The sequence below is a fragment of the Acidovorax sp. KNOB132 genome, assembly GCF_057541515.1.
Window position 1 is genome coordinate 39,738 of sequence record NZ_BAAJYT010000003.1, and the last position, 26,375, is coordinate 66,112.

Consider the following 26,375-nt stretch of genomic DNA (forward strand, 5'->3'; position numbering starts at 1 on the left):
CTCCATGCGCATCCTGCACGTCTACAAAGACTTTGCCCCCCATGGCGGGGGCGGCGGCGTCGCCCGGCATATCCATGGGCTGGCCGTGCTGGCCGTGGAAGCAGGCCATGCCGTGCGCGTTGCGGCACCGTCGGCTGCGAGCGGGCACGTGCACGCCTACGAAGTGGTGCGCGTGAGTGCCCGGGCGATGTGGCAGCACATCGGCTGGGCCGACGCCGTGCATGTCCATGGCGCGCGGACCCCCATTTCCGCGTTGGCAGCGTCAATGGCTTGGCTGCTTGGCAAGCGCTTGGTCTATACGCCCCACTGCTATTACGACGACGATCCCGCTTTGGGCAAGCGCCTGGGAAAACGGTGTTGGGACGGATTGATCGAGCGCGCGCTGCTGCGAGGCGCAGACCGGGTGGTGCTCCTGTCGGCCTACTGGCAGGACTACCTGACGCGGCGCGGTCTCCGTCCCGCGCACCCGGTGCTGCTGCCCAATGCGGTGCTTGAGGCGCAATTGCACGCTCCACCAATGGAAGTACCAGGGCTGGAAGGGGCGCCGGCTTTGCTCTCCGTGGGGCGGCTCGACGCGGTGAAGCGCCTGCACGATGCCATCGCGCTGCTGGGCGAGCCGGGCATGGAACATGCAGTTCTGCATGTGGTTGGGCGGGGGCCGGATCGCGCGCGGCTTGAATCTTTCGCACAGACACGCGGATGGGCCGATCGGGTGCGGCTCCATGGTTTTGTCGACGATGCCGATGTGGCCGCCATGGCCTCGGTCGCCGATCTGTTCGTCATGCCATCGGCGATGGAGGGCATGCCGACGGTACTGATCGAGATGCTATTGCTCGGTTGCCCGGTCGTGGCCAGCGACATCCCAGGCAACCGGGCGATTTTGGAGGCAGTCGGACTGTCCGATGCCCTCTATCCACTCGGTAACGTCGCCGCACTGGCAGCCTGCGCAGCCACCCAGCGGCAACGACGCGTGTTGCCGCACACCATTGCGCAGGTTCGCGCAGGCTTCACGTGGGAGCACATGCGATCGCGTGTAGGGGCACTGTACGATGCGCCGAAAAAGGAGCCTGCGCCTTGATACACCGTCCCGAACGGATTCGTTTCTTCGATTGCCCATTGGATCTCGTCTCTCCCACGCAGTTGCTGCAGCGTGCACAGGAGGCCGCCCACGGTGGAGACCCGGTTCGCATCGAAGGGCTCAATGTGGCCAAGCTGATCGACGCAAGAGCGCAGGGACTGCTGCGTGACGCACTGGATGAGGCCGAGCTGGTTCACATCGACGGGAGCGGCATCAGTGCTGGCCTGCGCTGGCTGGGAGTCGATCCCCCGGCTCGACGCGCCGGCATTGACCTGATGCAAGACCTCTGCGGCCAGGCTGCACAGTCCGGTGTCGGGGTCTACCTGCTGGGTGCGCGGCCGGCCATCGTTTTGGCGGCCGCTCAACGGCTGCGCGAGATGTTTCCCGGACTTCACATCGCCGGGACAAGCGACGGCTATTTCCGGGACGACGAAGTGACGCACGTCGTCGCTGCGATCCGGAACTCGGGAGCGCGCTATCTTTTTGTCGGCATCAGCTCGCCGAAGAAGGAACTCTTTTTGCAGCGGCATTGGTATGAACTGGGCGTGGCACTGGCGATGGGGGTGGGAGGATCGTTCGATGTCGTGTCCGGCATGCTGCCGCGCGCTCCACTGCTGATGCAGAGATTCGGCATGGAATGGATGTTCCGTTTGTGGCTGGAGCCCAGGCGCCTGTTCGCCCGGTATCTGCGAACCAATTGCGCTATCTACTGCTGCTGTTACGCGCGCGCATGAGCAGACGACATCGTTCGCGTGCCATCGTCCGCACGGGTGCATGAACTCACGTTTCGGTCCCTCCCCGGCGGCCGTACCGCCGCGCGGGCAACTGCTCCTGGTGAGCATTTGCCTGGCCCTCTATCTGCTGTTTTGCTTGCAGCAGATCGTGCTGCCGTTTCGGTTTTTCGGCATGGCCCTGTCACTGGGGTCCGTGACGATGCTGGGCTGCATGCTCGCCATTTCCGCAGGATCGCTCGTGCGGCATGGCGTGCCATCTGAATTGCGACGTCCCCTGCTGGCCATCCTGATGTGCATCGCGGCCCTGTCCGCATCGGTCCTGGCTTCGAACCACATCGGGCTGGCATGCGCATTCGCCGTGCGGTATGCCACCAGTCTTTTGGCGCTTTGGGCCATGCTCAACCTCGCTGCGGCCTGCCCGCGCTGGCCGCGTGCGGCGACGCTGGCAGCACTCATCGCCGTGTGGTTCAACCTGGCGCTGGCCGGGGCCGTCTGGTTCCAATGGCCTGGGGCGCTGCGCGTGGCCCTGGCATTCCATCCAGAAGAGACTTTCAAGTACCTGCCGCGAATTTCGGGCATGTACGAGCACCCTGCACTGTTGGCCACGTCCGCGGCCATGGTGCTGCTGTTGGTGCTGAGGCTGCAGCAGCGGGGTGAAGTCGGGAGGATCTCGCTGGCGCTCGCGTTGGTGGGCGCCGTGTTGGCGCTGGCGTTGACCCAGGTACGCAACACCCTGCTGCCCGTCGGGGTGCTGATGGCATGGTGGGCATGGCCAAGGGCATGCACGTCCAATAGACAGCGCCACATCGCACGCGTGGCGTTGGGCGGAATCGCTGTGCTTGCCGTCTTCGTGTTGTGGCTACGTTATCCAGACATGACCAGCGCGGCACAGGAAAACATGATGACGGCCTTCACGCTAGGGCGGACGTACCTTTGGAGCGGCGCGCTGGATGCTTGGCGCGACCACCCCTGGTTCGGTCTTGGGGCAGGCGTGTTCCAGTTCATGGTTCCGGACTACACCGGCGGCCGCTTCCACCGCGGCGAATTGCACGCTCACAACCTGTTGCTGGCGGCACTGTCCGAAACGGGACTCTTCGGCCTGCTTGCCGGATTGGCGCTGATTTTTGCGCTGTGGCGTCCCCTGCTGCGCATTGCGGCCGAGCGTCAATGGGCGATCGCGTGGCTGATTCTCGTGCTGGGTCTGAGCACGTTTGATTTTTACTTCCCGTTTTTCCCGTTCTCGATGCATGCCGCATTGGCAGTGGCCTCACTGCACGCGGGACAGTGCGCGCCCTCGCAGGCCGACGGCGTATCACGATCCACAACTTGACGGTTCAGCCAAAGCGCACGGTCTGGGTGTGCGGTCTGTGCACCGACGTGCATGTCGCGCTGCATCCGCCGCCGGATCTCTTGGACGAAGGGTTGCGCTGACGTCTGATCGTGAAAGCCGGCTTGCCTGCCCAGGCCGGTCTTCAGTGAGTGGTTCTGTGGTGCCGATGGCGTGGGGACGATGTGTCTTCCTGGCCCTTCGCGAGCAGGATATCCAGAATGCGCCGGAAGGCGTTTCCATCACCCAAGGGATTGCTCCATGCCACTGCACGCGCCAGCAACTTTTCCAAAGCCGTCCGCAGGTCACCGTCGCTCAGGCTGGCCGGCAGCTCGGCACCGCCACGCTCTAGCGTCTCCGGGCGCTCGGTGCTGGTGCGCAGCAAAAGACACTTGCGCTGCAAGATGCAGGCTTCCTCCTGCACGCCGCCGCTGTCTGTCATGACCAGCGCAGCGCCCTGCAACAACGCCAGCATGTCCAGGTAGCCGACCGGCTCGATGGCCAGCAGCCCAGGTCGGCCAGCCAGCGTAGAACGCCCCATGGCGGCCAGGCGCGGGTGCATCGGAAACACCAGAGGCATGCCTGCAGACCACGACATCGCACACACGGCGTCCATCAGCCTCTCGAAATGCGTTTGCTCTTCGGTATTGGAACGGCGGTGACACGTCAGCAGCCAATAGCCGTTGCTGGGCAAGCACAACCTGCGCAGGACGTCCGAGCGTTGCCGTGCAGCCGGTGCATAGGCCAGCGTCGCATCGACCACCGTGTTGCCTGTCACGTGGATGCGCCTTTCGGACACCCCTTCGTCACGCAGAATCTGCGCCTGCAGCGGGGTGGGGCAGAACAGGTGGTCCGCCATCTGATCGATCAGGATGCGGTTGATTTCCTCTGGCATGCGCCGGTCACCGCTCCGCAGCCCAGCTTCCACGTGCGCCACCGGAATACCAAGCTTGCTGGCAGCCAATGCACCGGCCAAGGCACTGTTGGTGTCGCCCTGCACGACCACAATGTCCGGCTGCATCTCCGCCAGGGCAGGCGCCAGGCCACACAGCATGCGCCCTATCTGTTCGCCTTGCGGTGCAGACCCCACCCCGAGATGAATGCCGGCCGGCGGCAGATCCAGTTGCTCGAAGATGACGCGATCCATGGATTCCGCGTAGTGCTGGTTGGTGTGAATGACGCTATGGCCAATGCCCTCCCGCTGACTGGCGGCAATCAGGGAAGACATCTTGATGATTTCTGGGCGTGTGCCTAGCACATAGGCAATCTGAGAACGCATGGACTCCGGCCTTGTCAGTAAGCATCGCGATCGAACAGCACGATCGCGCAGGTCTGCGCAATGATGCTCAGATCCAGCCAGAGCGACCAATGCTGGATGTAGTACAGGTCGTACTCCACACGCTTGCGCATCTTTTCCAGCGAGTGGGTCTCTCCGCGCAACCCGTTGACCTGCGCCCATCCCGTCATGCCCGGCTTGACCCGGTGCCGCTGCAGATAGTTCGGGATCAGATCCTGATATTCCGCATTGTGTCGCAGTGCATGCGGCCGCGGCCCGACGATTGACATCCGTCCCTGCAGCACGTTCACGAACTGCGGCAGCTCATCGAGGCTGGTACGGCGCATGAACGCACCAAAGCGGGTCACCCGCGAGTCCGTGCGCGAGGTCTGAAGCGGCGCTTCTGCCGGATCGTGGGCATGCATGCTCCGAAACTTCCACACCTCGAAAGCCTTCCCGTCCCACCCATGCCGCATCTGCCGGAAAATCACAGGCCCCGGGCTCGAGAGCTTGACGCCCACGGCCAGCGCCAGCAGCAACGGGCTCGCCAGAACGAGCACCGCGCTGGCGATCAGTTTGTCAACCACCAACTTGACGAGTTGCGAGGTGAGGGACAAGGGGCGTACCGACAACTCCAGCATGGGAGTTCCGACCACTTCAGCCATCCCATGGTGAATCAGACGGAACGCAAAAATGTCCGGAATCCATCGAATCTCGACACAGCTGGCGTCCAGATTGCGCACGCTCTCGCGAATCAGCCGCTCGTCGCGCATCGGCCAAGCCAGCCAGACTTCGATGACGCTGTGCTGACTCAACCAGTCTGGCAAAGCGGCGAAGTCCCCCGCATTGATCACGGGCGGCACGGGAATCACCTCGATGCCTGACCAGGGGCCACGCTGGATGCGCTCCGACACCTGCGCCACCCTGTCCGGCGGCCCCAGGAGCGCAACCCGCCGATTGCCGATGCCACGGGCGTGCAGCCAGCGCAGCAGTCGATCCAGCAGCACCCGTGCGCCGACCAAACCGAGGATTCCGATCCCCGCCCAGTACAAGAACCACAGACGGGAAAAGCTCGGGCCCGTTTTACTTAAAAAACTCAGCGACGCCAGGGCGACCAGCACCAGGCACCATCCCCACAGCAGCCGCCCCAGCACCATGGAGGGAAGCGCCAAGCGCCAGCTTTGATACAGCGCCAGTTGCACGAACACGAACAAATTGAGAAGTGCTCCGGCCAGCAGGGCATAGAAATAGTGGGGCGCATCAGGCAACTCGACATGCCCTGTCCGCAACGCGTACGCGAGTAACCCGCTGGCAACCACCACCGCCATGTCCGCCAGTTTCAACACTGCCGCGGCCATTGCCATGCCGTCGCCTGCCGCGCGCGGGGACACGGCCACGTGGGCCAACAGTCGCTCCATCACGCTCATGCGGGATAGTCCTTCGGGGCGCGCGGGCGGGTCGTCGCGAAAATGAACCGCAACTGGTTCTCCTCCATACCGTCTTCTGTATTGTGGTTGCCTTGGTCGCATGCACCCCAACCTCCAGGGCGATGCATACAGAATCTTAAGACTTCAGCTTTGCCGCAGACAGCAGGCCCATGCTCGCGCACACCGTCAACTCGCCGCGTCAACGCGTTACTGGGCTTGCTGCCGGCCAATTCGCAGTTCATGGGCGGTCAGGTCGTGGCGGAGACAAGGGAGCCGGTCGTTCGCCGTACGGCACCTGTCCCCGTGAGAACGTCACGATAGGCTTGAGCGGTGAGTTCGGCACACCGTTGCCAGCTGAATTGCGCGGCGCGTTGACGCCCTGCGGCGCTTGCGGCAGTGCGCCAGGCTTCGTCTTCCAAGCCGCGCGCCAGCTGGGCAGCCAGCGCTTTCACGTCCATCGGTTCAAACAAGGCTGCAGCCTCGCCGGAGACTTCTGGTAGCGCCGCCGCATCCGAGCACAGAACCGGTGTGCCCGTGGCCATGGCCTCCAAGACCGGCAGGCCGAACCCCTCGTACAGCGAAGGGAAAACGAAGAGCCGTGCGCCAGCGAAGAGTGCGGGCAGGCGAATGTCTTCGATATAGCCGAGGTAACGCAGCCAACCGGCCTGTTCGGCCAGGCGCATGCGCTCGTGTTCAGCCGAGCTGTTCCAGCCAGGATGACCGACGACCACCAACGGCCATCTTGCACGCAATGCCGCAGGCAATTGGGCATAAGCGTCCATGAGGTTCAGCAGGTTCTTTCGTGGCTCGATCGTGCCCACGAAAAGACTGTAGCCATCCTGCCTCAATCCTGCCGCTTGCAAAGGCGCAACCAGTTCCGCTTCATTGTGAGGACGGAAAGCACCGCTGCATGCAAGCGGTATGGCCCGTATGTGCTGCAGCGGCCAATCAAACTGCGCCGCAATTTCGCGTCGGGAGAACTCCGACACCGTGAGGATGAGCTGCGTCCGGCGCAACGATAAAGCCACTTCCTTGCGCATGTAACGCACCCGATCTGCACGGTGGCACTGCGCCCAGCGGTAAATCGACATGTCGTGAAAAGTCACGACACAGGGCCCGTCGTGATGCGGCAAAGAATAGTTGCAACCGTGAAAGATCGCGGCGCCTGAACCGCGTAGCGCCTGCGCTTTGGCGACTTGATTCAAACGCTGATACGTGTCGAGAGTCCAGTGAAACCGTGAAAGACGATCTCCAATCCAAGGGATGACGGTCCTTGCAACCCCGGGCTTTGGCAGCTGTTCACTGAGCCGATGCCCGTGCAAGAACCGCAAGGATTCGATCTGCGGCAGTTCGGCAAGATGCCGTGCCAGTTCGTGCGTGTAGCGGCCAATCCCGGTCAACGGGTGTCGGATCGATTCCGTGGCCAGAATGACGTTCACTGCCGACTCACCTCTCGAGTTGACGGGATCTCCCTGGTGGACACAGGGGCTGCGGATGTGCCATTGACGAGCCTGCCGGGGCGCTCGACAGCGACTGCACTGGCATCCCTGCATTCCAAAGGAGTGCGGGAAAATGCCAGAGTGCAGCTGGTGGCGTCTGAACATGGCGGCTTGTCATGTTCAGAGTGGCGTTGATTGTATGTGGGCTGCCGAAGAGCGATCCAGTGGCCCAGCCCCTTGTGCAGGCCATGGCTGGAACATTCAGAACGCTCTTCTATGCAGGCTCCTTGATACCCACACCAATTCATATATGGGAGCATCAACCAGGAAAAGGCATGGGCTTGGAGCCGGAGCACCCACCTGGATGCCGAGGCTGATTCACGAGCTCATTCGCGTGTCGGCCGCCGCAGGCACTCACTCCACCGTCACGCTCTTGGCCAGATTGCGGGGCTTGTCCACATCCGTCCCCCTGGCACAAGCCGTGTGGTACGCGAGCAATTGCAGTGGCACCACATGCAGCAGCGGCGACAGCGGGCCGTAATGCTCGGGCATGCGAATCACGTGCAGGCCTTCGCCGCTTTCGATCCGTGTGTCGCCATCGGCCAGCACATACAGCACGCCTCCGCGCGCGCGCACTTCCTGCATGTTGCTCTTGAGCTTTTCCAGCAGCGTGTCGTTGGGCGCGACGGTCACGATCGGCATGGCGCTGGTCACCAGGGCCAGGGGGCCGTGCTTGAGCTCGCCTGCCGGGTAGGCCTCGGCATGGATGTAGCTGATTTCCTTGAGCTTCAAGGCGCCTTCGAGCGCAATGGGGTAGTGCAGCCCGCGCCCCAGGAAGAGCGCGTTTTCCATGCGCGCGAAGTCCTCGGCCCAGCTGATGATCTGCGGCTCCAGCGCCAGCACGGCCTGCAGCGCGACGGGCAGGTGGCGCATGGCTTTCAGGTGCTCGGCCTCCTGGTCGTCGGTCAGGCGGCCGCGCGACTGCGCGATGGCAAGGGTGAGAAGGAACAGCCCCGCCAGCTGGGTCGTGAAGGCCTTGGTGGAGGCCACGCCGATCTCGACGCCCGCACGCGTGATGTAGGCCAGCTTGCATTCGCGCACCATGGCGCTGGTGGACACGTTGCAGATGGTGAGCGTGTGCAGCATGCCCAGGCTTTGCGCGTGGCGCAGCGCGGCCAGCGTGTCGGCCGTTTCCCCCGACTGGCTGATGGTGACGACCAGCGCGCGCGGGTTCGGCACGCTGGTGCGATAGCGGTACTCGCTGGCCACTTCCACCTGGGTGGGAATGCCGGCGATGGACTCCAGCCAGTACTTGGCCGCGCAGCCGCTGTAGTAGCTGGTGCCACAGGCCAGGATGAGCACGGAGTCGATGTCCTTGAACACGCGCCAGGCGGCGGCGCCGGGCTCGCCGTCCGGGCCGGGCGCACCGTCGAACAGCTCGGGCACGATGCCGCGCACGCCCTCCAGCGTGTCGGCAATGGCGCGGGGCTGCTCGAAAATCTCCTTTTGCATGTAGTGTCGGTAGGGGCCCAGCTCGGCGGCGCCGCTGTGCGCCTGCACGGTGCGCACCGGGCGCCGATGGGCCTCCAGCGGCTGCCCGCCCTTGCCCACGATCCAGTAGCGGCCCAGTTGCAGGTCCACCAAGTCGCCCTCTTCCAGGTACACGATCTGGTCGGTCACCCCAGCGAGCGCCATGGCATCGCTGGCCAGGAAATGCTCGCCCTCCCCCACGCCCAGGATGAGCGGCGAGCCGGCGCGTGCGCCCACCACGCGGTGGGGTTCGTCCTTGTGGATGACGGCGATGGCATAGGCGCCATGCAACTGGGTGACGGCGGCCTGAACGGCCTGGAACAGGTCGCCGCTGTAGTGGCTGTCCACCAAGTGGGCGATGACTTCGGTGTCCGTCTGGCTGGTGAAGGTGTAGCCACGTGCCTGCAGGGCGGCGCGCAGCTCTTCGTGGTTTTCGATGATGCCGTTGTGCACCAGCGCCACGCGGCCCAGGCGCAGCGGCTCATCCGCCGTGGGATCGCCCGTGCCCGTGCCATGGCTGAAGTGCGGATGGGCGTTGTGCACCGCCGGGGCGCCGTGCGTGGCCCAGCGGGTGTGGGCGATGCCGGTGGCCCCCTCGACCTGCTCGGCGTTCACCTGCTCGAGCAACTCGGCCACGCGGGCCGTGCTGCGGGCGCGGCGCAGGCCGCCCGTGCGGGAGGCGCCCAGGCTGGCATCGTGGATGGCCACGCCGCAGGAGTCGTAGCCGCGGTACTCCAGGCGCTGCAGGCCCTGCACGAGGATGGGGACGATGTTGCGCGTGGATACCGCGCCGACGATGCCGCACATGGACGATCTCCTGAAAGGAATGTGGATGGGCGATGGTAGGCAGGGCGTAAAGAAATATGTATAAATTATTCGAAAAATATTTGGAATTAAATTTCCCTCAAAACACAAATTGAAATTTAATTCCATAAAATTAACACCATGGAATCATTATTTCTCGACGACACCGACCTTCAACTGCTGAACGCCCTGCAAGACGATGCCACGGCCAGCAATCAGGACCTGGCCGCAGCGGTTCGCGTGTCGCCTCCCACCTGCCTTCGCCGGGTCAAGCGCCTGCGCGAGGCGGGCCTGATCGAGCGGGAGGTGGCCCTGGTCCAGCCCGATGCCCTGGCACAGCACCTGGGCCACGGCATCACCGCGATCGTGGAAGTGACGCTGGACCGGCAGGACACCGAACGCCTGGCAGCCTTCGAGCAGCGCATGCAGCCGGAAACCGCGGTGCAGCAGTGCTACCGCGTCTCGCCGGGGCCCGATTTCATCCTGGTGATCTACGCGCAGGACATCCCGGGCTATCTGACCCTGGCCCAGCGCCTGTTTTCCAGCGACGGCAACGTGCGCAACGTGAAGGCCTTCTTCAGCCTCAAGCGCAGCAAATTCGAGCCGAAGCTGCCGTGCGTGCGTCCGGAGAGCCCGCCCCCCCGCACGCCATGAGCCGCCGGACGGGCGAGGCGGCCATCGCCGCGCTCAGCTGGCAGCGGCGTCCGGCCCAGCCGACCTCGCGGCCGGCAATTGCAGGCACACGGTGCACCCTTGGTGGGGCGCTGCACTGATGCCAATGGTGCCGCCCATGCGCGCCACCAGGCGCCAGCACCGCGCGAGCCCCAGGCCCAGGCCCTCGAACTGGCTCGCCGGATGCAGCCGCTGGAACACCTGGAACAACTGCCCCGCCTGCGCGGCAGGAAAGCCGGCGCCGTTGTCCTGCACCGTGATGTCGACCCGATCGCCGGGTGCCGGCCGCACCTGCACGGCGATGCGTGGCGGCTGGGCACCGCGCGAGAACTTGAGGGCGTTGTCCAACAAGGCCACCAGCACCTCCTGCAGCCAGCCCGCGTCCGCCCACAGCACGGGGCAGGCCTCGGCCGCGGGCAGATCCCAATGCACGGTGTCGATCCAGGCGCTGGCCACACCCTCCCCGGAAGAGGCGGGCTCCTTCGCGGCCGCGCTTTTTTTTCAGCGCAGGTGCCGCAGCGGCGGCCGTCCGCGCCGCAGCCACCGCGCTCTGCAGCACCGGACCCAGCGCGACCGGGCCCGGCGTGACAGGCGCTGAGCCAATGCGCCCCAGCTGGATCAGCCCGTCGATCATGCTGCCGAGTTGCTGGCCTGCCTGTGCGATGGTGTCCAGAAACTGCAACGCCTCGGGATCGGCATTGCTCTGTGCGACGGTCTCCCGCACCAGCCGGCCGTAGGCGAGGATGTGGCGCACGGGCGCGCGCAGGTCGTGCGACACGGCCCGCAGGAACGCCTCCTGCTCCTGCCGCGCCGCGTCCAGTTCCGCCCGCAGGCGCGCCACTTCATCGGCCTGCGCTTGTTGACCCCGTTCGTCGCCGGGCAGATCACCGAGCCCGTCCATGGCTCAGGCCTTGGGCAGCTTGGCGGGCCGTTTCCAGTTTTCGATGGTCACCTGCCGGCCGCGCGCCACGCTCAAGGCGCCCGGCGGGGCGTCCTTCGTGATGGTGGAGCCGCCGGCGACCGTGCCCCCGGCACCAATGGTGACGGGCGCCACCAGCACGCTGTTGCTGCCGATGTGCACGTCGGCCTCGATGACGGTGCGGAACTTGTTGGCCCCGTCGTAATTGGCCGTGATGCTGCCCGCGCCGTAGTTCACGCGCTCGCCCACCGTGGCATCGCCCAGATAGGCCAGGTGGTTCGCCTTGGCGCCATCGGCCAGCGTGGAATTCTTCACTTCGACAAAGTTGCCGATGTGCACCTCCCGGCCCAGTTGGGCACCCGGGCGCAGTCGGGCGAAAGGCCCGATGAGGGCGCCCGGGCCGACCTGCACGCCGGCTTTCTCGCCGTCGATGTGGGTGTAGGGGTGGACCACCGCGCCCGCCGCGATGGTGGCATTGGCGATGCAGCAATGCGCACCGATCTGCACGCCCTCGCCCAGCTCCACGTGGCCGGTGAAGACGCAGTTCACGTCGATCTCCACGTCCTGCCCGCAGACCAGCCGGCCCCGGACCCCGAGGCGGGCATCGTCGCGCAGATCGAAGCGCGCCGGGTCGGCCAGGCGCACGCCCTGCTCCATCAGCGCCGCGGCCTGGCGGGCCTGGTGCGCGCGCTCCAGCTCCGCCAATTGCAGTGGGCTGTTCACGCCCGCCACCTGCAATGCGTCGGTGATGCGATGGGCCACCACCGGCACCCCATCGGCCACGGCCATGGCGACGATGTCGGTCAGGTAGTACTCGCCCTGGGCGTTGTCGTTGCGCAGCCGGGCGAGCCAGCCGGCCAGCCGTTGCGCCGGCACGGCCATGATGCCGCTGTACACCTCGGTGATGGCGCGCTGGGCCTCGCTCGCGTCCTTGTGCTCCACGATGCCCTGCACCGCACCGGCGGCATCGCGCACGATGCGGCCGTAGCCGGCCGGGTCGGGCAGCGTCACGGTAAGCAGCGCGAGCCGCTCCCGAGCCGAGGCCTCCACCAGCGCATGCAAGGTGGCGGCCTGGGTCAGGGGCACGTCGCCCGACAGCACGACCACGGTGCCGTCACCCGCCAGCGCGGGCATCGCCTGCTGCACGGCATGGCCGGTGCCGAGCTGCGGCTCCTGGCGGGCGAACTTCAATTCGAAACCGGCGCCGGAATCGCCCCCCGGACCGCCGGCGACGGCGGCCTCCACCTGCTCCGCGCCATGGCCAGTGATGACCACCACGCGCCGGGCCCGCAGGCTGGCCGCCTGGTCCAGCACATGGCGCAGCAGCGGGCGCCCCGCCAGGCGCTGCAGGACCTTGGGGGTGCGGCTTTTCATGCGCGTGCCTTTGCCCGCCGCCATGATGATGATGTCCAGTGCTGTCATGAAAGGGTCCGTTCGGTTTCGGCCGCGCGGCACGGCGACCGGCGTCCCAGGGGAATCCGCCGATTATCGGCGCCCTGCCGCGCCCGCCAGGGGTTTTAAGATTGCTACAAAATTAATAGCAATATGCCCTAGTACTTATTGCACTGGAGGCCGATTTCACCCAAAGCCTAGAGCAGGGGTACCGGCCGGGGGATGGCGTCGTAATACTCGGCGATGCGGGCCAGCGCGCGCGGATTGATGATGCGCAGCCGCCCATCGGCGATCTCGTGCAGACCCAGTTGCGCCAGGCGCCGCAGCGTCTTGTTGGTGTGCACGAGCGACAGCCCGAGCGAGTCGGCGATGTGTTGCTGGGTGATGGGGAATTCGACGGTGCCGTTCTCGGACAGTCCCAGGCGGTCGAGCCGGCGGTACAAGTGCATGAGCAGCATGGCCACGCGCTCGGTGGCATTGCGACGGCCGGTGGTGAGCAGGTTGTCGTCCACCATGCCTTCGCCGCGCGCCGCGAGCCAGGTCACGTCGTAGCCCAGCCGGCCATGGTCGCGAAACAGCGACCACAGCCCGTCGGCCGGGAACACGCAGAACGCGCAAGGGGTGACGGCCTCCACGCCGTGCATCGCGGTGTCGCCGAACTCCTGCTGCAGCCCCACCAGGTCGCCCGGCAGCAGGAAGTTGAGGATCTGGCGCCGCCCATCCGACAGCGTCTTGTAGCGGAATGCCCAACCGGTGTAGAGCGTGTAGAGCTTGCCGTTGGGTTGGTGCTCGCGGATCAGCGTGCCCCCAGCCGCCACGGTGGCGGTGCCGCAGCGGAACTGGTCGATGAACTGCAGCTCCTGCGGCGATACCGGAGTGAAAGCGGAAGGGGTGTTGCGCAACCGGCAGGCATCGCAATGGCGCGGAATGGCGTGCGCCAGGGATTCAGAAGCAAAGTCCACGCTCATAAAGGCGAATCGGTGAGAACTGGTGGGCGGCGATTCTAGGCACACCAGGGTACTCCTCCCTATGTCTTTTGACACTGTGCACCGCACGCCACAGACCTTGCGCCGGCGCACCAGCGCCGATTGACTTTCTCCCCCGCTGGGAGGTCTTTCATCAGCCTGCCGACCGGCCCTGAAATGTCAAACGGGCCGGGAGCTTTGACAGCTTCCGGCCCGCCTTCAGCGCCACCGCGCCAGTTTCTTGCCGCCTCGCTGCGATTCCCTGGGGGAACGGCAGCAAGACGGACTTCAGGCGCAGCAGGCCTCGCCTTGCGTGGAGCGGGACTTCAAGGCACTGTCCGCATGGCGCACCACCGCAGAAGCGCTGAAGCGGTACTGCACGGCATCGCGGCCCAGGGGCTCAATGACGGCGTGCTGGCCGGCCGCCACCCACAAGGTCTGGCCGGCATTGAGAAAGACGTCGCCGGCTGCCACGTCGCGTTCACCGTTCGGGCCGTCGTCGAGCGTGACCCAGGCATGGCCGGACATCACGCGCAGGGCCATCGGCACACGGGGGCGCAGGCTGTGGGCATTGCCGATGGCCAGCATGCAAATGTCTTTCGCCTCTCCGCGAGGCAAGACAGCGGATTGTTGAAAATTCAGAACATTTGAAGCGGTCATTTCTTTCTCCTGGAAAACCCTAGCAATGCGCCTATCATGCGTCTGGCAATGTGGCACCGTCCAATGAAAACGCCCCAGGCGATTCATGCCGGAACCACATCAATGCAAAAGACCTCCCTGATCTATTCGCATTGCGCATCAATGCAGGTCCGAGGTGCAGTCGTTGGCGCCCAACGGCCTGCTCCCGCCCACTGCAGCAGCCCTTTCACCAGCCGAGCCCCAGCCCACGCCGCCCCGCGCAAAGCCCCCACCAAGTCCGCCCAAGGCACTACGACGCCTCGCGACCAAGCCTCGGAGTGCGCTGCGGGCGCTGGCAGGGCGACCGGATCCCAGCGAAATTGCACGCCTTCGGCCAGCACGCCACCCGAAAGCGCGGCCCGACCGCCGTGCCACGGCTCGATGACGGCATGGACCCCGGGCTCGAGCATCTGCTCATCGCCTTCGCGGAGGAACCAGTCGCCGGGCAGTGCGCCCTTGCCCCCTGTCACCGTGAGCCAGACACCGCCGCGCTCGATGCGCAGCCGCGACCGCTGGGTGGGATACAAACCCAAGGCGCGGCGTGGGGGCAAAATCCAGCAACCCGCCATCGTCCGGGCCGACGCAGCGCCCACCCGGGATTGTTGCGATTCCAGAACGGAAGGGTTTGACATGGAGCGCTCCTTGCATGAATTTCGGTGTTGACAGGACTGGATATTCGGCCCATCACCCCCATCCGGTCCAATGAAAAGCCGGAGATAATTTGATTCCCAAGCCTCATCAATCCCAGCCATGAATCTGCCTGCCCCCATCACCCACTTGCGCACCCGGCCAGTGGCGGTCGGCCACTGGCGTGCCTTTCTCGCGGTGGCCCGCCACCTGAACTTCCGGGCGGCCGCGGAAGAGCTGTCGCTTACCCAGTCGGCGGTCAGCCGCCAGATCCAGGCGCTGGAAGAAGAAGTGGGCGTGCCGCTGTTTCTGCGCCACACCCGGGCGGTGGAGCTGACCAGCGCCGGCGCGCAACTGCAGCGGGCCGTCGCCCCGGCTCTTGAACGCATGGATGCCTGCGTGCGGCTGGTGCGGCAGACCGCGGGCCGCAAAAGCGTGGCCATCACCACCTGGGCCAGCTTCGCCTCGATGTGGCTCATTCCCCGCATGGAAGAGTTCCAGCGCGAAAACCCCGACATCGACATTCGCATCGACGCGAGCGATGTGGCCGTGGACCTGGAAACCGCCGACGTGGACCTGGCCCTGCGCTACAGCCTGCCCAGCGCCAACATGAGCGGCTCGCAGCGCCTGTTCGGCGAGCAGCTGGCCGTGGTGGCGAGCCCCTGGCTCATCAAGAGCAATCCGCCCATCCGCGGGCCCGCGGACGTGGCGCGCTTCACGCTCATCGAAGCGGGCGATGCGCACCGCACCATGCACCTCGAATGGCTCACCTGGCGCCGCTGGTTCGAACTCAACGGGCAGGAAAAGCTGCAGCCCAAGCGCTGGCTGTACTTCAACTACGCCCATCAGATCGTGCAGGCCACGCTCACCGGCCAGGGCCTGGCCCTGGCGCGCATGCCGCTCATCGCCGACGCGCTGGCGTCGGGCGATCTGGTGGAAGTGCTGCCGGGCTACCGGCTCGATTCACCGCTGGCGTACTGGCTGCTCGTGGGGCCGCGCAGCGGGCAGCGGCCGGAAATCCGGGCGTTCTGCGCCTGGCTCACCCTGCAGGCACAGGCCACGCGCGAGGCCATCGGCGACGTGCCTGACCCCGACCTGAGCGACAACCTGGACTGAGGCGCGTGCCGCGTTCAGGCGCGTTCAGGCGCGTTCAGGCGCTGAGCGTGACCCGCGCGAACTTGCGCTTGCCCACCTGGAGCACGTAAGTGCCCGCTTCCAGCTTGAGCCCCTTGTCGCTGACGACACCGCCGTCCACCCGCACGCCACCACCATCGATCAGGCGGCTGGCCTCGCTGCCGGAAGGCGCCAAGTTGGCCTGGCGCAGCAACGCGCCAATGCCCAGCGGCGCCCCGGCCAGGGCCACCTCGGGAATCTCGTCGGGCACCCCGCCCTTGCTGCGGTTGATGAAGTCCGCCTCGGCCGCATCGGCGGCCGCCGCGCTGTGAAAGCGCGCGGTGATCTCCTTGGCGAGCATCACCTTGGCGTCCTTGGGGTTGCGGCCGGCCTCCACCTCGGCCTTGAGCGCGGCGATCTCGGCGAGGGACTTGAACGACAGCAGCGTGTACCAGTCCCACATCAGCGTGTCGGAGATGGACAGCACCTTGGCGAACATGGTGTTGGCGTCTTCCGCAATGCCGATATAGTTGTTCTTGGATTTCGACATCTTGTCGACGCCGTCCAGACCCACCAGCAGCGGCATGGTGAGCACGCACTGCGGTTCCTGGCCGTACTCCTGCTGGAGATGGCGACCCATCAGCAGGTTGAACTTCTGGTCGGTACCGCCCAGTTCCAGGTCGCTCTTCAGTGCCACCGAGTCGTAGCCCTGCATGAGTGGGTAGAGGAATTCGTGCACGCTGATCGACTGCCCGGTCGAAAAGCGCTTGTGGAAATCGTCGCGCTCCATCATGCGCGCGACCGTGTACTTGGCGGCGAGCTGGATCATGCCGGTCGCGCCCAGCGGCTCGCTCCATTCGCTGTTGTAGCGGATCTCCGTTTTGGCCGGGTCCAGCACCATGCTGGCCTGGCGGTAGTAGGTCTCGGCATTGGCCTTGATCTGCTCGGGGGTGAGGGGCGGCCGGGTGCTGTTGCGGCCGGAGGGGTCGCCGATCAGGCTGGTGAAGTCGCCGATCAGGAAGATCACCTGGTGCCCCAGGTCCTGCAGCTGGCGCATCTTGTTGAGCACCACGGTGTGGCCGATGTGGATGTCCGGCGCCGTCGGATCCAGCCCCAGCTTGATGCGCAGCGGCACGCCGGTCGCCTCGGAGCGTGCCAGCTTCTTCGTCCATTCGTCGCGGGGCAGCAATTCGTCAGCGCCCCGGAGCGATACCTCAAGCGCCCGTCCTACACCATCGGTGATTGGGAATGTTGTAACAGCAGATTGATTCATAAGGGTTTTTTTGGGGGTTTCCGGGGCGCTCGTCGTTATACTCCGGCCCACATTTGCAGTGGCGGATTCTAGTGGTCCTGCCGGTTCGGACCCTTGCACCGAATGGCTGCAGCCTGACCTAAGCTCGTGCGTTCCGCCCCCACCCGGCCCGAACGCACCTCACCCTGGGGTAAGACACTTTGAACAATGGCTTGACATCCGCCAGCCTCGCACTGCTGGACCGGCTATCGCGCATCGCCCAGACCCATCCCAAACGCATCACCGCCGCCATCGCAACGCTGTTGCTGACGGGCGGCGGCGGCGCTTTCGCCGTCGCCTCCTTCGCGCCGGACCCCGCCGACCTGCCCCGCAGCACGGTCGAATACGCGGTGGATTCGCTGGCCAGCGACCAGTCCCTGCCAGCGCTGGTGGACATTCCCAACTATTCCCTCTACCGCTCGGACCAGACCCGCAGCAGCGACACCGCCGAGGCCATCCTGCAGCGCCTGGGTGTGGCGGACCCGGCGGCCGCCGCGTTCCTGCGCAGCGACGGCCAGGTGCGCCAGACCCTGCTGGGCCGCTCGGGCCGGTCCGTATCGGCAGAAACCACGGACGATCACCGCCTCATCAGCCTCACAGCGCGCTGGGTCCAGGACGACAGCGGCAATTTCCGCCGGCTGGTCGTGCAGCGCAAGGGCAACGAATTCACCTCGCGCGTCGAGACGGCGCCGCTCACCGTGGGCACGCGGCTGGCCGGCGGCATCATCCGCAGCTCGCTGTTCGCCGCGACCGACGCTTCCAACATTCCCGATGCCGTGGCGACGCAGATCGCCGAAGTGTTCGCCAGCAACATCGATTTCCACCGCGCCCTGCGCAAGGACGACCGGTTCTCGGTGGTCTACGAAACGCTCGAAGCCGATGGCGAGCCGCTGCGCAGCGGCCGCGTGCTGAGCGCGGAATTCCACAACAACGGCAAGACGCACGACGCCGTCTGGTTCCAGGACACGCCCGCCTCCAAGGGCGCCTACTACACGCTGGACGGCGAGAGCATGCGCCGCGCCTACCTCACCTCGCCGGTGGAGTTCTCGCGCATCTCGAGCGGCTTCAAGATGCGCTTTCATCCCATCCTGCAAAAATGGCGCGCCCACCTGGGTACCGACTTCGCAGCGCCCACCGGCACGGCCGTGCGCACCGTGGGCGATGGCACGGTCGATTTCGCCGGGGTGCAGAACGGCTATGGCAACGTCATTTACGTCAAGCACCGCAACCAGCACGTCACCGTGTATGCCCACTTGAGCCGCATCGACGTGCGCAAGGGCCAGAGCGTGGAGCAGGGACAGACCATCGGCGCCGTCGGCGCGACGGGATGGGCCACCGGCCCCCACCTGCATTTCGAATTCCGCGTGGATGGCCAGCACCAGGACCCCATGGTGATCGCGCAGCAAAGCGAAGCTGCCACGCCGGTGTCCAGCGCCTCGCGCGCCGCCTTCAACCGCCTGGCATCGAACATGCGCATCCAGTTGTCGGCCGCCGCCCAGGTGCAGCAAGCCAGCGCCCAGTAAGCGCGTTGCGCGTTCCGGCCCCATGCCAGCGTTGTACATCGGACTCATGTCGGGCACCTCGCTCGACGGAGTCGATGGGGTGCTGGCAGATTTCTCCGAGCAAAAATGCAAGGTCGCGCAATATGCATGCGCGTCTTTTGCTCCTGACTTAAGAGCAGCGCTGCTCGCGCTCAACACACCCGGTGCCGACGAACTGCACCGCGCTGCGCTGGCCGGAAACGCATTGGCGCGCGCCTATGCCGGCGTGGTGCACACGCTTTTGAGCCAGGCCGGCCTGCCACCCTCCGCCGTTCGCGCCATCGGCGCCCACGGGCAGACGGTGCGCCATCGCCCCCAGGCCTTCGACGCACCGGATACACGCTGCAACTGGGCAATGCTGCCTTGCTGGCCGAATCGACGGGCATCGACGTGGTGGCCGACTTCCGCAGCCGCGACGTGGCGGCGGGCGGCCAGGGTGCGCCGCTGGTACCGGCGTTTCACCAGGGGGTGTTCGGCCAGTCCGGCCGGACAGTCTGCGTGTTGAACATCGGCGGCATCTCCAACCTCAGCGTGCTGGGTTCGCAGGGTGCGGTGCTGGGATTCGATTGCGGGCCAGGCAACGCACTGATGGACCACTGGTGCCAGCAGCATACGGGCCAGCCGTTCGACCGCGACGGTGCCTGGGCTTCCAGCGGGCAGGTCCTGCCCGCGCTGCTCGGTGCGTTGCGGTCCGAGCCGTATCTGTCGCAGCCACCACCCAAAAGTACAGGGCGTGACCTTTTCAACCCCGCCTGGCTGGAAGGGCACCTGCCGGCGTTCGCATCGGCCGCTCCGGCCGATGTCCAGGCCACCCTGACCGAATTCACGGCCAGCGTCTGCGCCGATGGCGTGCGCCGTTTCGGCGACGGCGGCAACCCGCTGATCGTGTGCGGCGGCGGCGCCCTCAACGGCCACCTCATGCACCGATTGCAGGCACTTCTGCCCGGGGTCGCCGTATCGGCCTCCGATGAGCACGGCATGCCGGCCCTGCAGGTGGAAGCCGCCGCCTTCGCATGGCTGGCCCACCGAGCCGTGGAGCGACAAAGCGGCAACCTCCCCAGCGTCACCGGCGCGGCGGGGCCGCGCATCCTGGGCGCAATCTACCCCGCCTGACGGCTCAGACGTGCTCCGGCACGTCGGGCACGTCATCCGCAGCCGCGCCGCGTTCGGAGTCGCGTGGAGACAACTGCCAAAAGATGCCTGCCGAGGCGATGGTCACCAGCCCCATGCAGGCGAAGGTGCCTTGGAAGGCCCACAGCGTCTGCTGCGCGCCCCCGCTCCCGAAGTGGCCCGTGAATGCCGAGAGCACCCCGCCCGCGGCGGCCACCCCCATGCCCATGGCCACCATCTGCACCATCGACAGCAGGCTGTTGCCGCTGCTGGCCATGCCCTGGTTCAAGTCCTTGAGCGTGACCGTGTTCATGGCCGTGAACTGCAGCGAATTCACCGCCCCGAAGATCGCCAACTGCACGATGTGCCACCACAGCGGCTGCGAGGGGGCCGAGAGGGCAAAACTCGCCATCGTGATCCCCACCATCAGCGTGTTGCCCACCAGCACACGGCGGTATCCGAACCGCGTGATCAATGGCGTCGTGAAACGCTTCATCGACATGCCGGCCAGTGCCACCGGCAGCATCATCAGTCCGGCATGCAGGGGGGTGTAGCCCATCGTCACCTGCAGCATCAGGGGGATCAGGAAGGGCATGCACGAGCTGCCCAGGCGCGAAAACAGGTTGCCCAGCAGCCCGATGCGCAGCGTGGCCACCGAGAACAGCCGGGGCGAGAACAGCGGGTTCGGCTTGCGTGCCGCATGCAGCCAGTACGCCACCAGGCTCGCCAACCCGAAAATCAGCAGCACGAGCACACTCGCCTGCCGCAGCCCCAGGCTCGACAGTCCATCGAGCGCCAGAGACAGCGCCGCCATGCCGAAGGCCAGCATGAGATAGCCCGCCAGGTCGAAGCGGGCCACCGGGGCGCCGGGCACGGCCGGCATGTACCGCAGCGTCGCCAGGCACCCGATCAGGCCGACCGGCACATTGATCAGGAAGATCCAGTGCCACGATGCCACCTCCACCAGCCAGCCACCCAGCGTGGGGCCGATCAGCGGCCCGATGAGGCCGGGGATCGCCACGAAGCTCATGGCCTGCAGAAACTTCTCGCGCGGAAAGGTGCGCAGCACCACCAGCCGTCCCACCGGCAGCAGCAGCGCTCCGCCCAGGCCCTGCACCACCCGCGCCGCCACCAATTGGTCCAGCCGGCTCGACACAGCGCAAAGCACCGATCCCACGACGAACAGCACGATGGCGCTCAGATACACCCGCCGTGCGCCGAAGCGGTCGGCCACCCAGCCCGATGCTGGGATCAGCAGCGCCATGGACAGCGAATACGCCACCACGACCGATTGCATGCGCAGCGGACTTTCCCCCAGGCTGTGCGCCATGGTGGGCAGGGCCGTATTGACGATGGTGGCGTCCAGTGTCTGCATGAAAAAGCCGACGGCCACCAGCCATAGCAGGATTTGAAGGGAGCGCTCTTGTTGCATGCCGTTCCGATCAACGGCGGTAATGGGTTCCGCCGCACGTGCCCAGCAAAAAGCCGCCCGAAGGCGGCTTTTGAGTCAGGCGAAAAATCGCGCCATCAGGCGGAGAAACTCGATCCGCAGCCACAGGTGGTGGTCGCATTCGGGTTCTTGATGACGAACTGGGCGCCCTGCAAGTCTTCCTTGTAGTCGATTTCGGCACCGACCAGGTACTGGTAGCTCATGGCATCAATGAGCAGCGACACACCGTTCTTGGTCATGGTGGTGTCGTCTTCGTTCGTGATTTCATCGAACGTGAAACCGTACTGGAAGCCCGAGCATCCGCCGCCCTGGACGAACACACGCAATTTCAGGTCGGGGTTGCCTTCTTCGGCAATCAGGTCAGCCACCTTGGCCGCCGCGCTATCGGTGAACAGAATCGGGGCGGGCATTTCGGTCTGGATGTTTTCGGCTACGGCGCTCATGGAGTGCTCCTTCGGGAGGGTTTGCCGTCGATGGTACTGCAACACCCCTCAAATGTGCGTCAGCTGGCGTTTGACGCCAACTTTAGTGTGGGTTTTTCCTCGACCAGCACGGTCGATGGGCTCATCTGTCCCGATATCGTGGCACCTTGGTGCATTTCAAGCGATTTATAGTGCACGTTTCCGGTGATGCGGGCCTTGGGCTGCAGTTCCAGCAGTTCTGCGGCATGCACCGGTCCGAGAACCGTGCCATTGACGATCACGTGGGCTGCATGCACCGCGCCTTCGACCCGGGCGGACTCCGATATCACCAGGATACTGGGCTGCTCGTCGCTGGCCCGCACGTCCCCCGCCACCTCGCCATCAATCCGCAGGCCCTCGGAAAACCGCACTTCGCCGTTGATGCGGGTGCCATGAGCGATCAGGCTCTTGATCGGGGGCTGCTTCTTGCGAGAGAACATGGAACACTCCAGTCGGTTGGCACGGGAGGGAATGGGCCCACTGCTAACGCCGCCACCGCCACTATTCTTCGATGCTCAGGGTCTGGGTGGCACGCACCGCACTGCCCTCCAAGACCCGCGCGGTCACGGTTTTTACCACGGCATTGCCGGGCAACGGCCACAACCCTTCCACCCGGCGGTACTGCTGGAACTGAAGGGGTTGCCCATCCGCGGGAATCGCCTGTGTCCAGGGGCGTCCATCGCGCGTACCTGCCAGCATCAACTCCAGCCGCCCACGGAATTCGGGCGCGTTGCGCACCGGCTGAATCACCAGCACCTGCCAGCGCAACTGGCTGCCCCCCACCACGTCAGCCTGCAGTCCACGGATGCTGACACCTTCGGTCTTGCCCGCCGGGATGAGCTTTTCGAAAAAGCCCAGGTCGTCCCGGAGGGCGCGGTTGTCCGCCTCCAGCTGGCGCATCTGGGCCATCAGGCGATCCATCGTGGTGCGCTCGGCGGTTAGCAGCGTGCCGGTAGAACTCGACGTGTCCTTTTGCAGGCGCTGCTCCTCGCGCAACTGGGCTACCTCTTCGCGCAAGCGCACCAGTTCGGCCCGGGAGCGGGAATCCAGCCCTGCGATGCTCTTGCCGAACTCGAAGGCCCAGAGCGCCAGCGCGGCGCACAGGCCGAAGAAAATGGCCAGCAGCACCCAGCGGACAGGCCATGGCATCGCGCTTCGGACCGACACCCGCGGCGCACTGATGGTCAAACGGCGACGTAGCAGCTTGAGTCGCATGTTTCCCTATTCAACAAATGGAGAAGCAGAAATGAAAAAACCGCCAGACAGGCGGTTTTTTGAAGCCGGAAAGCACCCGAGAGTGCTTTCGGCCGACTGACACGTCGCTCTTGCAGCCTTTGTAAAGGCCCAGCACGGCATGGCAGTCTTTTGCAGCGGCGAAGCTTAACGCTTGGAGAACTGCTTGGCGCGGCGTGCAGAACGCAGACCGACCTTCTTCCGTTCGACTTCACGTGCATCGCGGGTCACGAAGCCGGCTTGGCTCAGTGCGGGCTTCAGCGTTGCGTCGTAGTCGATCAGGGCGCGGGTGATGCCGTGGCGGGTGGCACCGGCTTGGCCGGATTCACCGCCGCCGTGCACGTTGACCTGGATGTCGAAGGTTTCGACATGGTTGGTCAGCGCGAGCGGCTGCTTGGCGATCATGATCGAGGTTTCGCGGCCGAAATACTGCTGAATGTCTTTGCCATTCACAGTGATCTTGCCGGAACCCTTCTTGAGAAACACACGGGCGACGCTGGACTTGCGACGGCCGGTGCCATTGTTCCATTCACCAATCATCTCAAGGCTCCTTAGATTTCCAGCGCCTTGGGCTGCTGGGCGGTGTGGGGATGCTCAGCACCGCCATACACCTTGAGTTTCTTGATCATCGCGTAGCCCAGGGGACCCTTGGGCAGCATGCCTTTGACCGCCTTTTCCAGCGCGCGGCCGGGGTGCTTGGCTTGCATGTCGCGGAAGTTCGTGGCCGTGATACCACCGGGATAGCCCGAATGGCGGTAGTACACCTTGTCCAGGGACTTGGTGCCAGTGACCTTGAGTTGAGCGGCGTTGATGATGACGATGAAGTCACCGGTATCGACGTGAGGCGTGTAAATGGCCTTGTGTTTGCCGCGCAAACGGAGAGCAACTTCGCTGGCTACTCGTCCGAGGACCTTGTCGGTCGCGTCAATCACAAACCACTCGTGCACGACCTCAGCGGGCTTTGCGCTGAAAGTAGACATGAGTTTCTCTTTTCAAAGAACGGGGGTTTGTCGGTCCTTTTCCACGGTCGGTGCATCTCTGAAGGAAGCCTCTTAGGTGGTGTGAATACTCCGCCGCGGGACCAAAAAAGCGCTGCGAAGCCCGCCATTATACGAAGCGACGGGAAAATGCCAAGGCAGGGCTATTGGGACAGCATCGTGCGGCGGCGTTCTTCGGCTTCCAGCCGGCGCCGATTCTCGACGCACAGCGGGTGGTTGGCCACCGCCGCGTTCTGGCATTGCTGGTGGATGCACATCGGTCGGGCGATGAATCCGGCGTTGGCGCACGCTTCGTCCGGCCCTGCCACGCGTGCGACCGCCGGTTTGGGCGTGGCGGCCAGAACCGGCGCAGGCTCGGGCGATGCAGGCGCTTCCGCGGCCACGGCCGCAGGCGTGGGCTCGGCCACCTTGCGAGGAACAGGCTTGGGCCGTGGTGCCGATGCAACGACGAATGCGGGCGCTGCGGCCACCGAGGCTGCGGATGCGGCCGGCAGAGCCGGTGCGGTGGCCGCTTCATCGACCACGGGGATCAATTCGGCGGGTGCAGAGGCCACCGGCGCTGGCGGCTCGGCCAGTTCCGTGATGATCTGGTCTTCTGGCGTGTACTTGGTGGGATGGGGCGTGTCGCGCGAGGCGTTCCACCACAGTCCGGCAGCGAGCACAGCCACAGCCACCACGCCGGCGCTCGCCCAAAGCAAGGGACGGCGGCGCACGCCAGCGACTGCCGATGCCGGTGCCTCCTCGCCCGCAGCTTGGCTGCGGCGGGTCTTCGGACGCCCCAGCCTTTCTGGATGCTGAGGACGGCGCTCCTCGAAAACCGTATCGCCACCTGTCACGGTATCTGCCACCTCTTGTCCTCCATCCATGAAAACCGTGTCCTGCCCATCAGACACCACGGTGTCGCCAGCCTCCTGCCGATCGATGTGCAACTGCGCACCCGTGTCCACCGTCGGCGCCTCCACCGCAGCGGCCAGAGGCGCAGGCAAGGGTACGCCCACCGCCGGCAGAGGCACGGAGGTGATGTCGATCATGGGCACCGCCACGCCCGTACCACGCCGGTCGGCCGGCTCCACCCAGATATCGCCCAGCTCGGCGCGAAAATCGAACTGGTCGATGCCCTCCGGCGGAGCGACCATGTCCATGGTGCGCAGGAATTCGTCGATGCTCTGGGGACGCTCATCCGGCCGCAGGGCCAACGCCTGCGAAATCGCGGCCACGAAGGGCGTGGAATATTCCACACCGAACTGTCGCCGCACGGTCTTGGCCACCCGTGAGAACGGCACCATTCGGTCGCGGATCGACCGCAGCGTGGCCGGCAGCGGCGTGTCGTTGCACAGGCTGCCATGCACCACGGCGCCGAGGGCGTAGAGATCACTCCACGGGCCCTGCCGTAGATCGCTCTCGCCGTCGTTGTACTGCTCGATGGGCGCGTAATTGACCTTCAGGACCGCCGTGTGCTGGTGCCCGTGGTCGCTGATCGCATGGCGTGCAGCCCCCAGGTCCAGCAGCACGGGAGGGCCGCTGTCCTGCAAGAAGATGTTGTCGGGCGAAATATCGCGGTGCAGCGTCTGGCCGTCGTGCAGCACGCGCAGCGCGCTCAGCACCGACCACAGCATCTTGCGCAGCCAGGCCTCCGGCGGCGGCGTGCGCATGTGCGCGCGGGCCTGCTTGAGCGTCATGCCCGTGTAGAGCGGCATGACCATGTAGGCGGTGTGATTGGCTTCCCAGAAGCGAAAGACCTTCACCAGCGAGGGATGATCGAACTGGGCAAGCAGCCTGGCCTCGCTCACGAACGAGGCCAGCCCCGCCTGGAAGGATTGCTCCTGGGTCGAAGACCGCACCCACAGCGACTGCCCCTGCGCGCGCGCCGCCAGCGCCGACGGCATGTATTCCTTGATGGCCACGAAGCGCAGGAGCGAATGGTCGAACGCCTTGTAGACCATGCCGAACCCGCCCACCCCCAGCAGCGAAAGCACCTCGAACTCTCCCAGACGCGTCCCGGCCGGCAGGGCGTCGACGTGGTGGACGTCGGTCGGGGGTTCGGTGCTGGTGATGGCGGACATGGTGACGGCTGGGCTTTCGGGCGGCAATGGTGCACCAGCAACGGCGCACCCGGCAACGGACAAGTGGATGGATTGCAACACATTGGCCGAAGCCGCCATCATGCAGCAAGCCCGCTCCCTGGCGGCAACAAGGCGCCCGGCGACTGCTCCAAGCCATCGCCCCGGCAGCGCCCCGGCCCCCACTGCGCCACGATGAAGCGGGCACGATCACGCGGCACCGGGCGGTGCGTGGTTACCATTGGCCCCA

Annotated in this window: 23 protein-coding genes and 2 pseudogenes; 7 read left to right on the forward strand and 18 right to left on the reverse strand. The window is 65.5% G+C overall.

Annotated features, from left to right (window positions below):
• The first annotated feature begins 4 nt into the window (after window positions 1–4).
• The 3 genes from AC27IO_RS01065 to AC27IO_RS01075 are packed head-to-tail and all read left to right on the forward strand — an operon-like array spanning window position 5 to window position 3,142.
• Entirely contained in the window at window positions 5–1,078 is a 1,074-nt protein-coding gene (locus tag AC27IO_RS01065) for a glycosyltransferase family 4 protein (RefSeq protein WP_487087543.1), read from the forward strand.
• A complete protein-coding gene (locus tag AC27IO_RS01070) occupies window positions 1,075–1,812 on the forward strand; it encodes a WecB/TagA/CpsF family glycosyltransferase (protein ID WP_498736806.1) in 738 nt (245 codons plus the stop codon). The genes AC27IO_RS01065 and AC27IO_RS01070 overlap by 4 nt, the downstream gene beginning before the upstream one ends.
• A 40-nt stretch (window positions 1,813–1,852) precedes the next feature.
• Window positions 1,853–3,142, forward strand: coding sequence for an O-antigen ligase family protein (locus AC27IO_RS01075; RefSeq protein ID WP_498736808.1), 1,290 nt, complete (start codon window positions 1,853–1,855; stop codon window positions 3,140–3,142).
• 142 nt (window positions 3,143–3,284) lie between these two features.
• Here the strand turns inward: AC27IO_RS01075 and wecB are convergent, their stop codons facing one another.
• The 4 genes from wecB to glmS all read right to left on the reverse strand — a co-directional run bounded on the left by wecB (window position 3,285) and on the right by glmS (window position 9,618).
• Window positions 3,285–4,418 carry a non-hydrolyzing UDP-N-acetylglucosamine 2-epimerase gene (gene wecB / locus AC27IO_RS01080; protein WP_498736810.1) on the reverse strand — a complete coding sequence of 378 codons (1,134 nt, stop codon included), beginning with the start codon at window positions 4,416–4,418 and terminating at the stop codon, window positions 3,285–3,287.
• A gap of 14 nt (window positions 4,419–4,432) precedes the next feature.
• A complete protein-coding gene (locus AC27IO_RS01085) occupies window positions 4,433–5,842 on the reverse strand; it encodes an undecaprenyl-phosphate glucose phosphotransferase (protein WP_498736812.1) in 1,410 nt (469 codons plus the stop codon).
• 248 nt (window positions 5,843–6,090) lie between these two features.
• Window positions 6,091–7,281, reverse strand: coding sequence for a glycosyltransferase family 4 protein (locus AC27IO_RS01090; protein ID WP_284429768.1), 1,191 nt, complete (start codon window positions 7,279–7,281; stop codon window positions 6,091–6,093).
• Between the two features lie 414 nt (window positions 7,282–7,695).
• Window positions 7,696–9,618 (reverse strand): glutamine--fructose-6-phosphate transaminase (isomerizing), encoded by a 1,923-nt coding sequence (gene glmS / locus AC27IO_RS01095; protein WP_498736814.1) that lies wholly within the window; start codon window positions 9,616–9,618, stop codon window positions 7,696–7,698.
• Window positions 9,619–9,756: 138 nt separating this feature from the next.
• Between glmS and AC27IO_RS01100 the strand changes: the two genes are divergently transcribed.
• Window positions 9,757–10,269, forward strand: a complete 513-nt coding sequence (locus AC27IO_RS01100) for an Lrp/AsnC family transcriptional regulator (protein ID WP_498736816.1) — start codon at window positions 9,757–9,759, stop codon at window positions 10,267–10,269.
• A 33-nt stretch (window positions 10,270–10,302) separates the two neighbouring features.
• Here the strand turns inward: AC27IO_RS01100 and AC27IO_RS01105 are convergent, their stop codons facing one another.
• The 6 genes and pseudogenes from AC27IO_RS01105 to AC27IO_RS01130 all read right to left on the reverse strand — a co-directional run bounded on the left by AC27IO_RS01105 (window position 10,303) and on the right by AC27IO_RS01130 (window position 14,873).
• The gene (locus AC27IO_RS01105) at window positions 10,303–10,719 is read right to left on the reverse strand and encodes a sensor histidine kinase (RefSeq protein ID WP_498736818.1); all 417 of its coding nucleotides are present in this window, start codon (window positions 10,717–10,719) and stop codon (window positions 10,303–10,305) included.
• 223 nt (window positions 10,720–10,942) lie between these two features.
• A pseudogene (locus AC27IO_RS01110) lies at window positions 10,943–11,188 on the reverse strand (sensor histidine kinase); the annotation flags it as partial.
• Between the two features lie 3 nt (window positions 11,189–11,191).
• Window positions 11,192–12,628, reverse strand: a complete 1,437-nt coding sequence (gene glmU / locus AC27IO_RS01115) for a bifunctional UDP-N-acetylglucosamine diphosphorylase/glucosamine-1-phosphate N-acetyltransferase GlmU (protein ID WP_498736820.1) — start codon at window positions 12,626–12,628, stop codon at window positions 11,192–11,194.
• Window positions 12,629–12,795: 167 nt separating this feature from the next.
• On the reverse strand, window positions 12,796–13,566 hold the full coding sequence (locus AC27IO_RS01120) for a Crp/Fnr family transcriptional regulator (protein WP_284413751.1): 771 nt from the start codon (window positions 13,564–13,566) through the stop codon (window positions 12,796–12,798).
• Between the two features lie 285 nt (window positions 13,567–13,851).
• Window positions 13,852–14,151, reverse strand: a complete 300-nt coding sequence (locus AC27IO_RS01125; RefSeq protein ID WP_498736823.1) for a DUF2917 domain-containing protein — start codon at window positions 14,149–14,151, stop codon at window positions 13,852–13,854.
• 194 nt (window positions 14,152–14,345) lie between these two features.
• On the reverse strand, window positions 14,346–14,873 hold the full coding sequence (locus tag AC27IO_RS01130) for a DUF2917 domain-containing protein (protein WP_498736825.1): 528 nt from the start codon (window positions 14,871–14,873) through the stop codon (window positions 14,346–14,348).
• 118 nt (window positions 14,874–14,991) lie between these two features.
• Here AC27IO_RS01130 and AC27IO_RS01135 point away from each other — a divergent pair, with 118 nt between their 5' ends.
• Window positions 14,992–15,984, forward strand: a complete 993-nt coding sequence (locus AC27IO_RS01135; RefSeq protein ID WP_272565107.1) for a LysR substrate-binding domain-containing protein — start codon at window positions 14,992–14,994, stop codon at window positions 15,982–15,984.
• Between the two features lie 34 nt (window positions 15,985–16,018).
• Here the strand turns inward: AC27IO_RS01135 and tyrS are convergent, their stop codons facing one another.
• Complete coding sequence (gene tyrS, locus AC27IO_RS01140; RefSeq protein ID WP_284398336.1) at window positions 16,019–17,254, reverse strand: tyrosine--tRNA ligase; 1,236 nt, start codon at window positions 17,252–17,254, stop codon at window positions 16,019–16,021.
• 179 nt (window positions 17,255–17,433) lie between these two features.
• Between tyrS and AC27IO_RS01145 the strand changes: the two genes are divergently transcribed.
• Together AC27IO_RS01145 and AC27IO_RS01150 are read left to right on the forward strand one after the other, a co-directional pair.
• A complete protein-coding gene (locus tag AC27IO_RS01145) occupies window positions 17,434–18,795 on the forward strand; it encodes a M23 family metallopeptidase (protein WP_284398334.1) in 1,362 nt (453 codons plus the stop codon).
• Between the two features lie 22 nt (window positions 18,796–18,817).
• Window positions 18,818–19,926, forward strand: a pseudogene (locus tag AC27IO_RS01150) (anhydro-N-acetylmuramic acid kinase).
• A gap of 4 nt (window positions 19,927–19,930) precedes the next feature.
• Here the strand turns inward: AC27IO_RS01150 and mdtD are convergent.
• The 7 genes from mdtD to AC27IO_RS01185 form a co-directional block, all read right to left on the reverse strand.
• The gene (gene mdtD, locus AC27IO_RS01155; protein WP_498736828.1) at window positions 19,931–21,355 is read right to left on the reverse strand and encodes a multidrug transporter subunit MdtD; all 1,425 of its coding nucleotides are present in this window, start codon (window positions 21,353–21,355) and stop codon (window positions 19,931–19,933) included.
• Window positions 21,356–21,450: 95 nt separating this feature from the next.
• Window positions 21,451–21,816, reverse strand: coding sequence for an iron-sulfur cluster insertion protein ErpA (gene erpA, locus AC27IO_RS01160; protein ID WP_008907234.1), 366 nt, complete (start codon window positions 21,814–21,816; stop codon window positions 21,451–21,453).
• A 59-nt stretch (window positions 21,817–21,875) separates the two neighbouring features.
• Complete coding sequence (locus tag AC27IO_RS01165) at window positions 21,876–22,274, reverse strand: bactofilin family protein (RefSeq protein ID WP_272565112.1); 399 nt, start codon at window positions 22,272–22,274, stop codon at window positions 21,876–21,878.
• 61 nt (window positions 22,275–22,335) lie between these two features.
• Window positions 22,336–23,049, reverse strand: coding sequence for a DUF6776 family protein (locus AC27IO_RS01170; protein WP_284429758.1), 714 nt, complete (start codon window positions 23,047–23,049; stop codon window positions 22,336–22,338).
• A 165-nt stretch (window positions 23,050–23,214) separates the two neighbouring features.
• Window positions 23,215–23,607, reverse strand: a complete 393-nt coding sequence (rpsI, locus tag AC27IO_RS01175; RefSeq protein ID WP_092745279.1) for a 30S ribosomal protein S9 — start codon at window positions 23,605–23,607, stop codon at window positions 23,215–23,217.
• Window positions 23,608–23,618: 11 nt separating this feature from the next.
• A complete protein-coding gene (gene rplM / locus AC27IO_RS01180; protein ID WP_092745280.1) occupies window positions 23,619–24,047 on the reverse strand; it encodes a 50S ribosomal protein L13 in 429 nt (142 codons plus the stop codon).
• Between the two features lie 161 nt (window positions 24,048–24,208).
• Window positions 24,209–26,128 carry a serine/threonine protein kinase gene (locus tag AC27IO_RS01185; protein ID WP_498736833.1) on the reverse strand — a complete coding sequence of 640 codons (1,920 nt, stop codon included), beginning with the start codon at window positions 26,126–26,128 and terminating at the stop codon, window positions 24,209–24,211.
• Between the last annotated feature and the right edge of the window lie 247 nt (window positions 26,129–26,375).

Excerpts from the sequence above, each read along its gene's own strand:
- AC27IO_RS01065 (WP_487087543.1), top strand. The coding sequence starts at position 5 with ATGCGCATCCTGCACGTCTACAAAGACTTTGCCCCCCATGGCGGGGGC.
- AC27IO_RS01075 (WP_498736808.1), top strand. The coding sequence starts at position 1,853 with ATGAACTCACGTTTCGGTCCCTCCCCGGCGGCCGTACCGCCGCGCGGG.
- wecB (WP_498736810.1), bottom strand. The coding sequence starts at position 4,418 with ATGCGTTCTCAGATTGCCTATGTGCTAGGCACACGCCCAGAAATCATC.
- AC27IO_RS01085 (WP_498736812.1), bottom strand. The coding sequence starts at position 5,842 with ATGAGCGTGATGGAGCGACTGTTGGCCCACGTGGCCGTGTCCCCGCGC.
- glmS (WP_498736814.1), bottom strand. The coding sequence starts at position 9,618 with ATGTGCGGCATCGTCGGCGCGGTATCCACGCGCAACATCGTCCCCATC.
- AC27IO_RS01100 (WP_498736816.1), top strand. The coding sequence starts at position 9,757 with ATGGAATCATTATTTCTCGACGACACCGACCTTCAACTGCTGAACGCC.
- glmU (WP_498736820.1), bottom strand. The coding sequence starts at position 12,628 with ATGACAGCACTGGACATCATCATCATGGCGGCGGGCAAAGGCACGCGC.
- AC27IO_RS01120 (WP_284413751.1), bottom strand. The coding sequence starts at position 13,566 with ATGAGCGTGGACTTTGCTTCTGAATCCCTGGCGCACGCCATTCCGCGC.
- AC27IO_RS01125 (WP_498736823.1), bottom strand. The coding sequence starts at position 14,151 with ATGCTGGCCATCGGCAATGCCCACAGCCTGCGCCCCCGTGTGCCGATG.
- AC27IO_RS01130 (WP_498736825.1), bottom strand. The coding sequence starts at position 14,873 with ATGTCAAACCCTTCCGTTCTGGAATCGCAACAATCCCGGGTGGGCGCT.
- AC27IO_RS01135 (WP_272565107.1), top strand. The coding sequence starts at position 14,992 with ATGAATCTGCCTGCCCCCATCACCCACTTGCGCACCCGGCCAGTGGCG.
- tyrS (WP_284398336.1), bottom strand. The coding sequence starts at position 17,254 with ATGAATCAATCTGCTGTTACAACATTCCCAATCACCGATGGTGTAGGA.
- mdtD (WP_498736828.1), bottom strand. The coding sequence starts at position 21,355 with ATGCAACAAGAGCGCTCCCTTCAAATCCTGCTATGGCTGGTGGCCGTC.
- erpA (WP_008907234.1), bottom strand. The coding sequence starts at position 21,816 with ATGAGCGCCGTAGCCGAAAACATCCAGACCGAAATGCCCGCCCCGATT.
- AC27IO_RS01165 (WP_272565112.1), bottom strand. The coding sequence starts at position 22,274 with ATGTTCTCTCGCAAGAAGCAGCCCCCGATCAAGAGCCTGATCGCTCAT.
- AC27IO_RS01170 (WP_284429758.1), bottom strand. The coding sequence starts at position 23,049 with ATGCGACTCAAGCTGCTACGTCGCCGTTTGACCATCAGTGCGCCGCGG.
- rpsI (WP_092745279.1), bottom strand. The coding sequence starts at position 23,607 with ATGATTGGTGAATGGAACAATGGCACCGGCCGTCGCAAGTCCAGCGTC.
- rplM (WP_092745280.1), bottom strand. The coding sequence starts at position 24,047 with ATGTCTACTTTCAGCGCAAAGCCCGCTGAGGTCGTGCACGAGTGGTTT.
- AC27IO_RS01185 (WP_498736833.1), bottom strand. The coding sequence starts at position 26,128 with ATGTCCGCCATCACCAGCACCGAACCCCCGACCGACGTCCACCACGTC.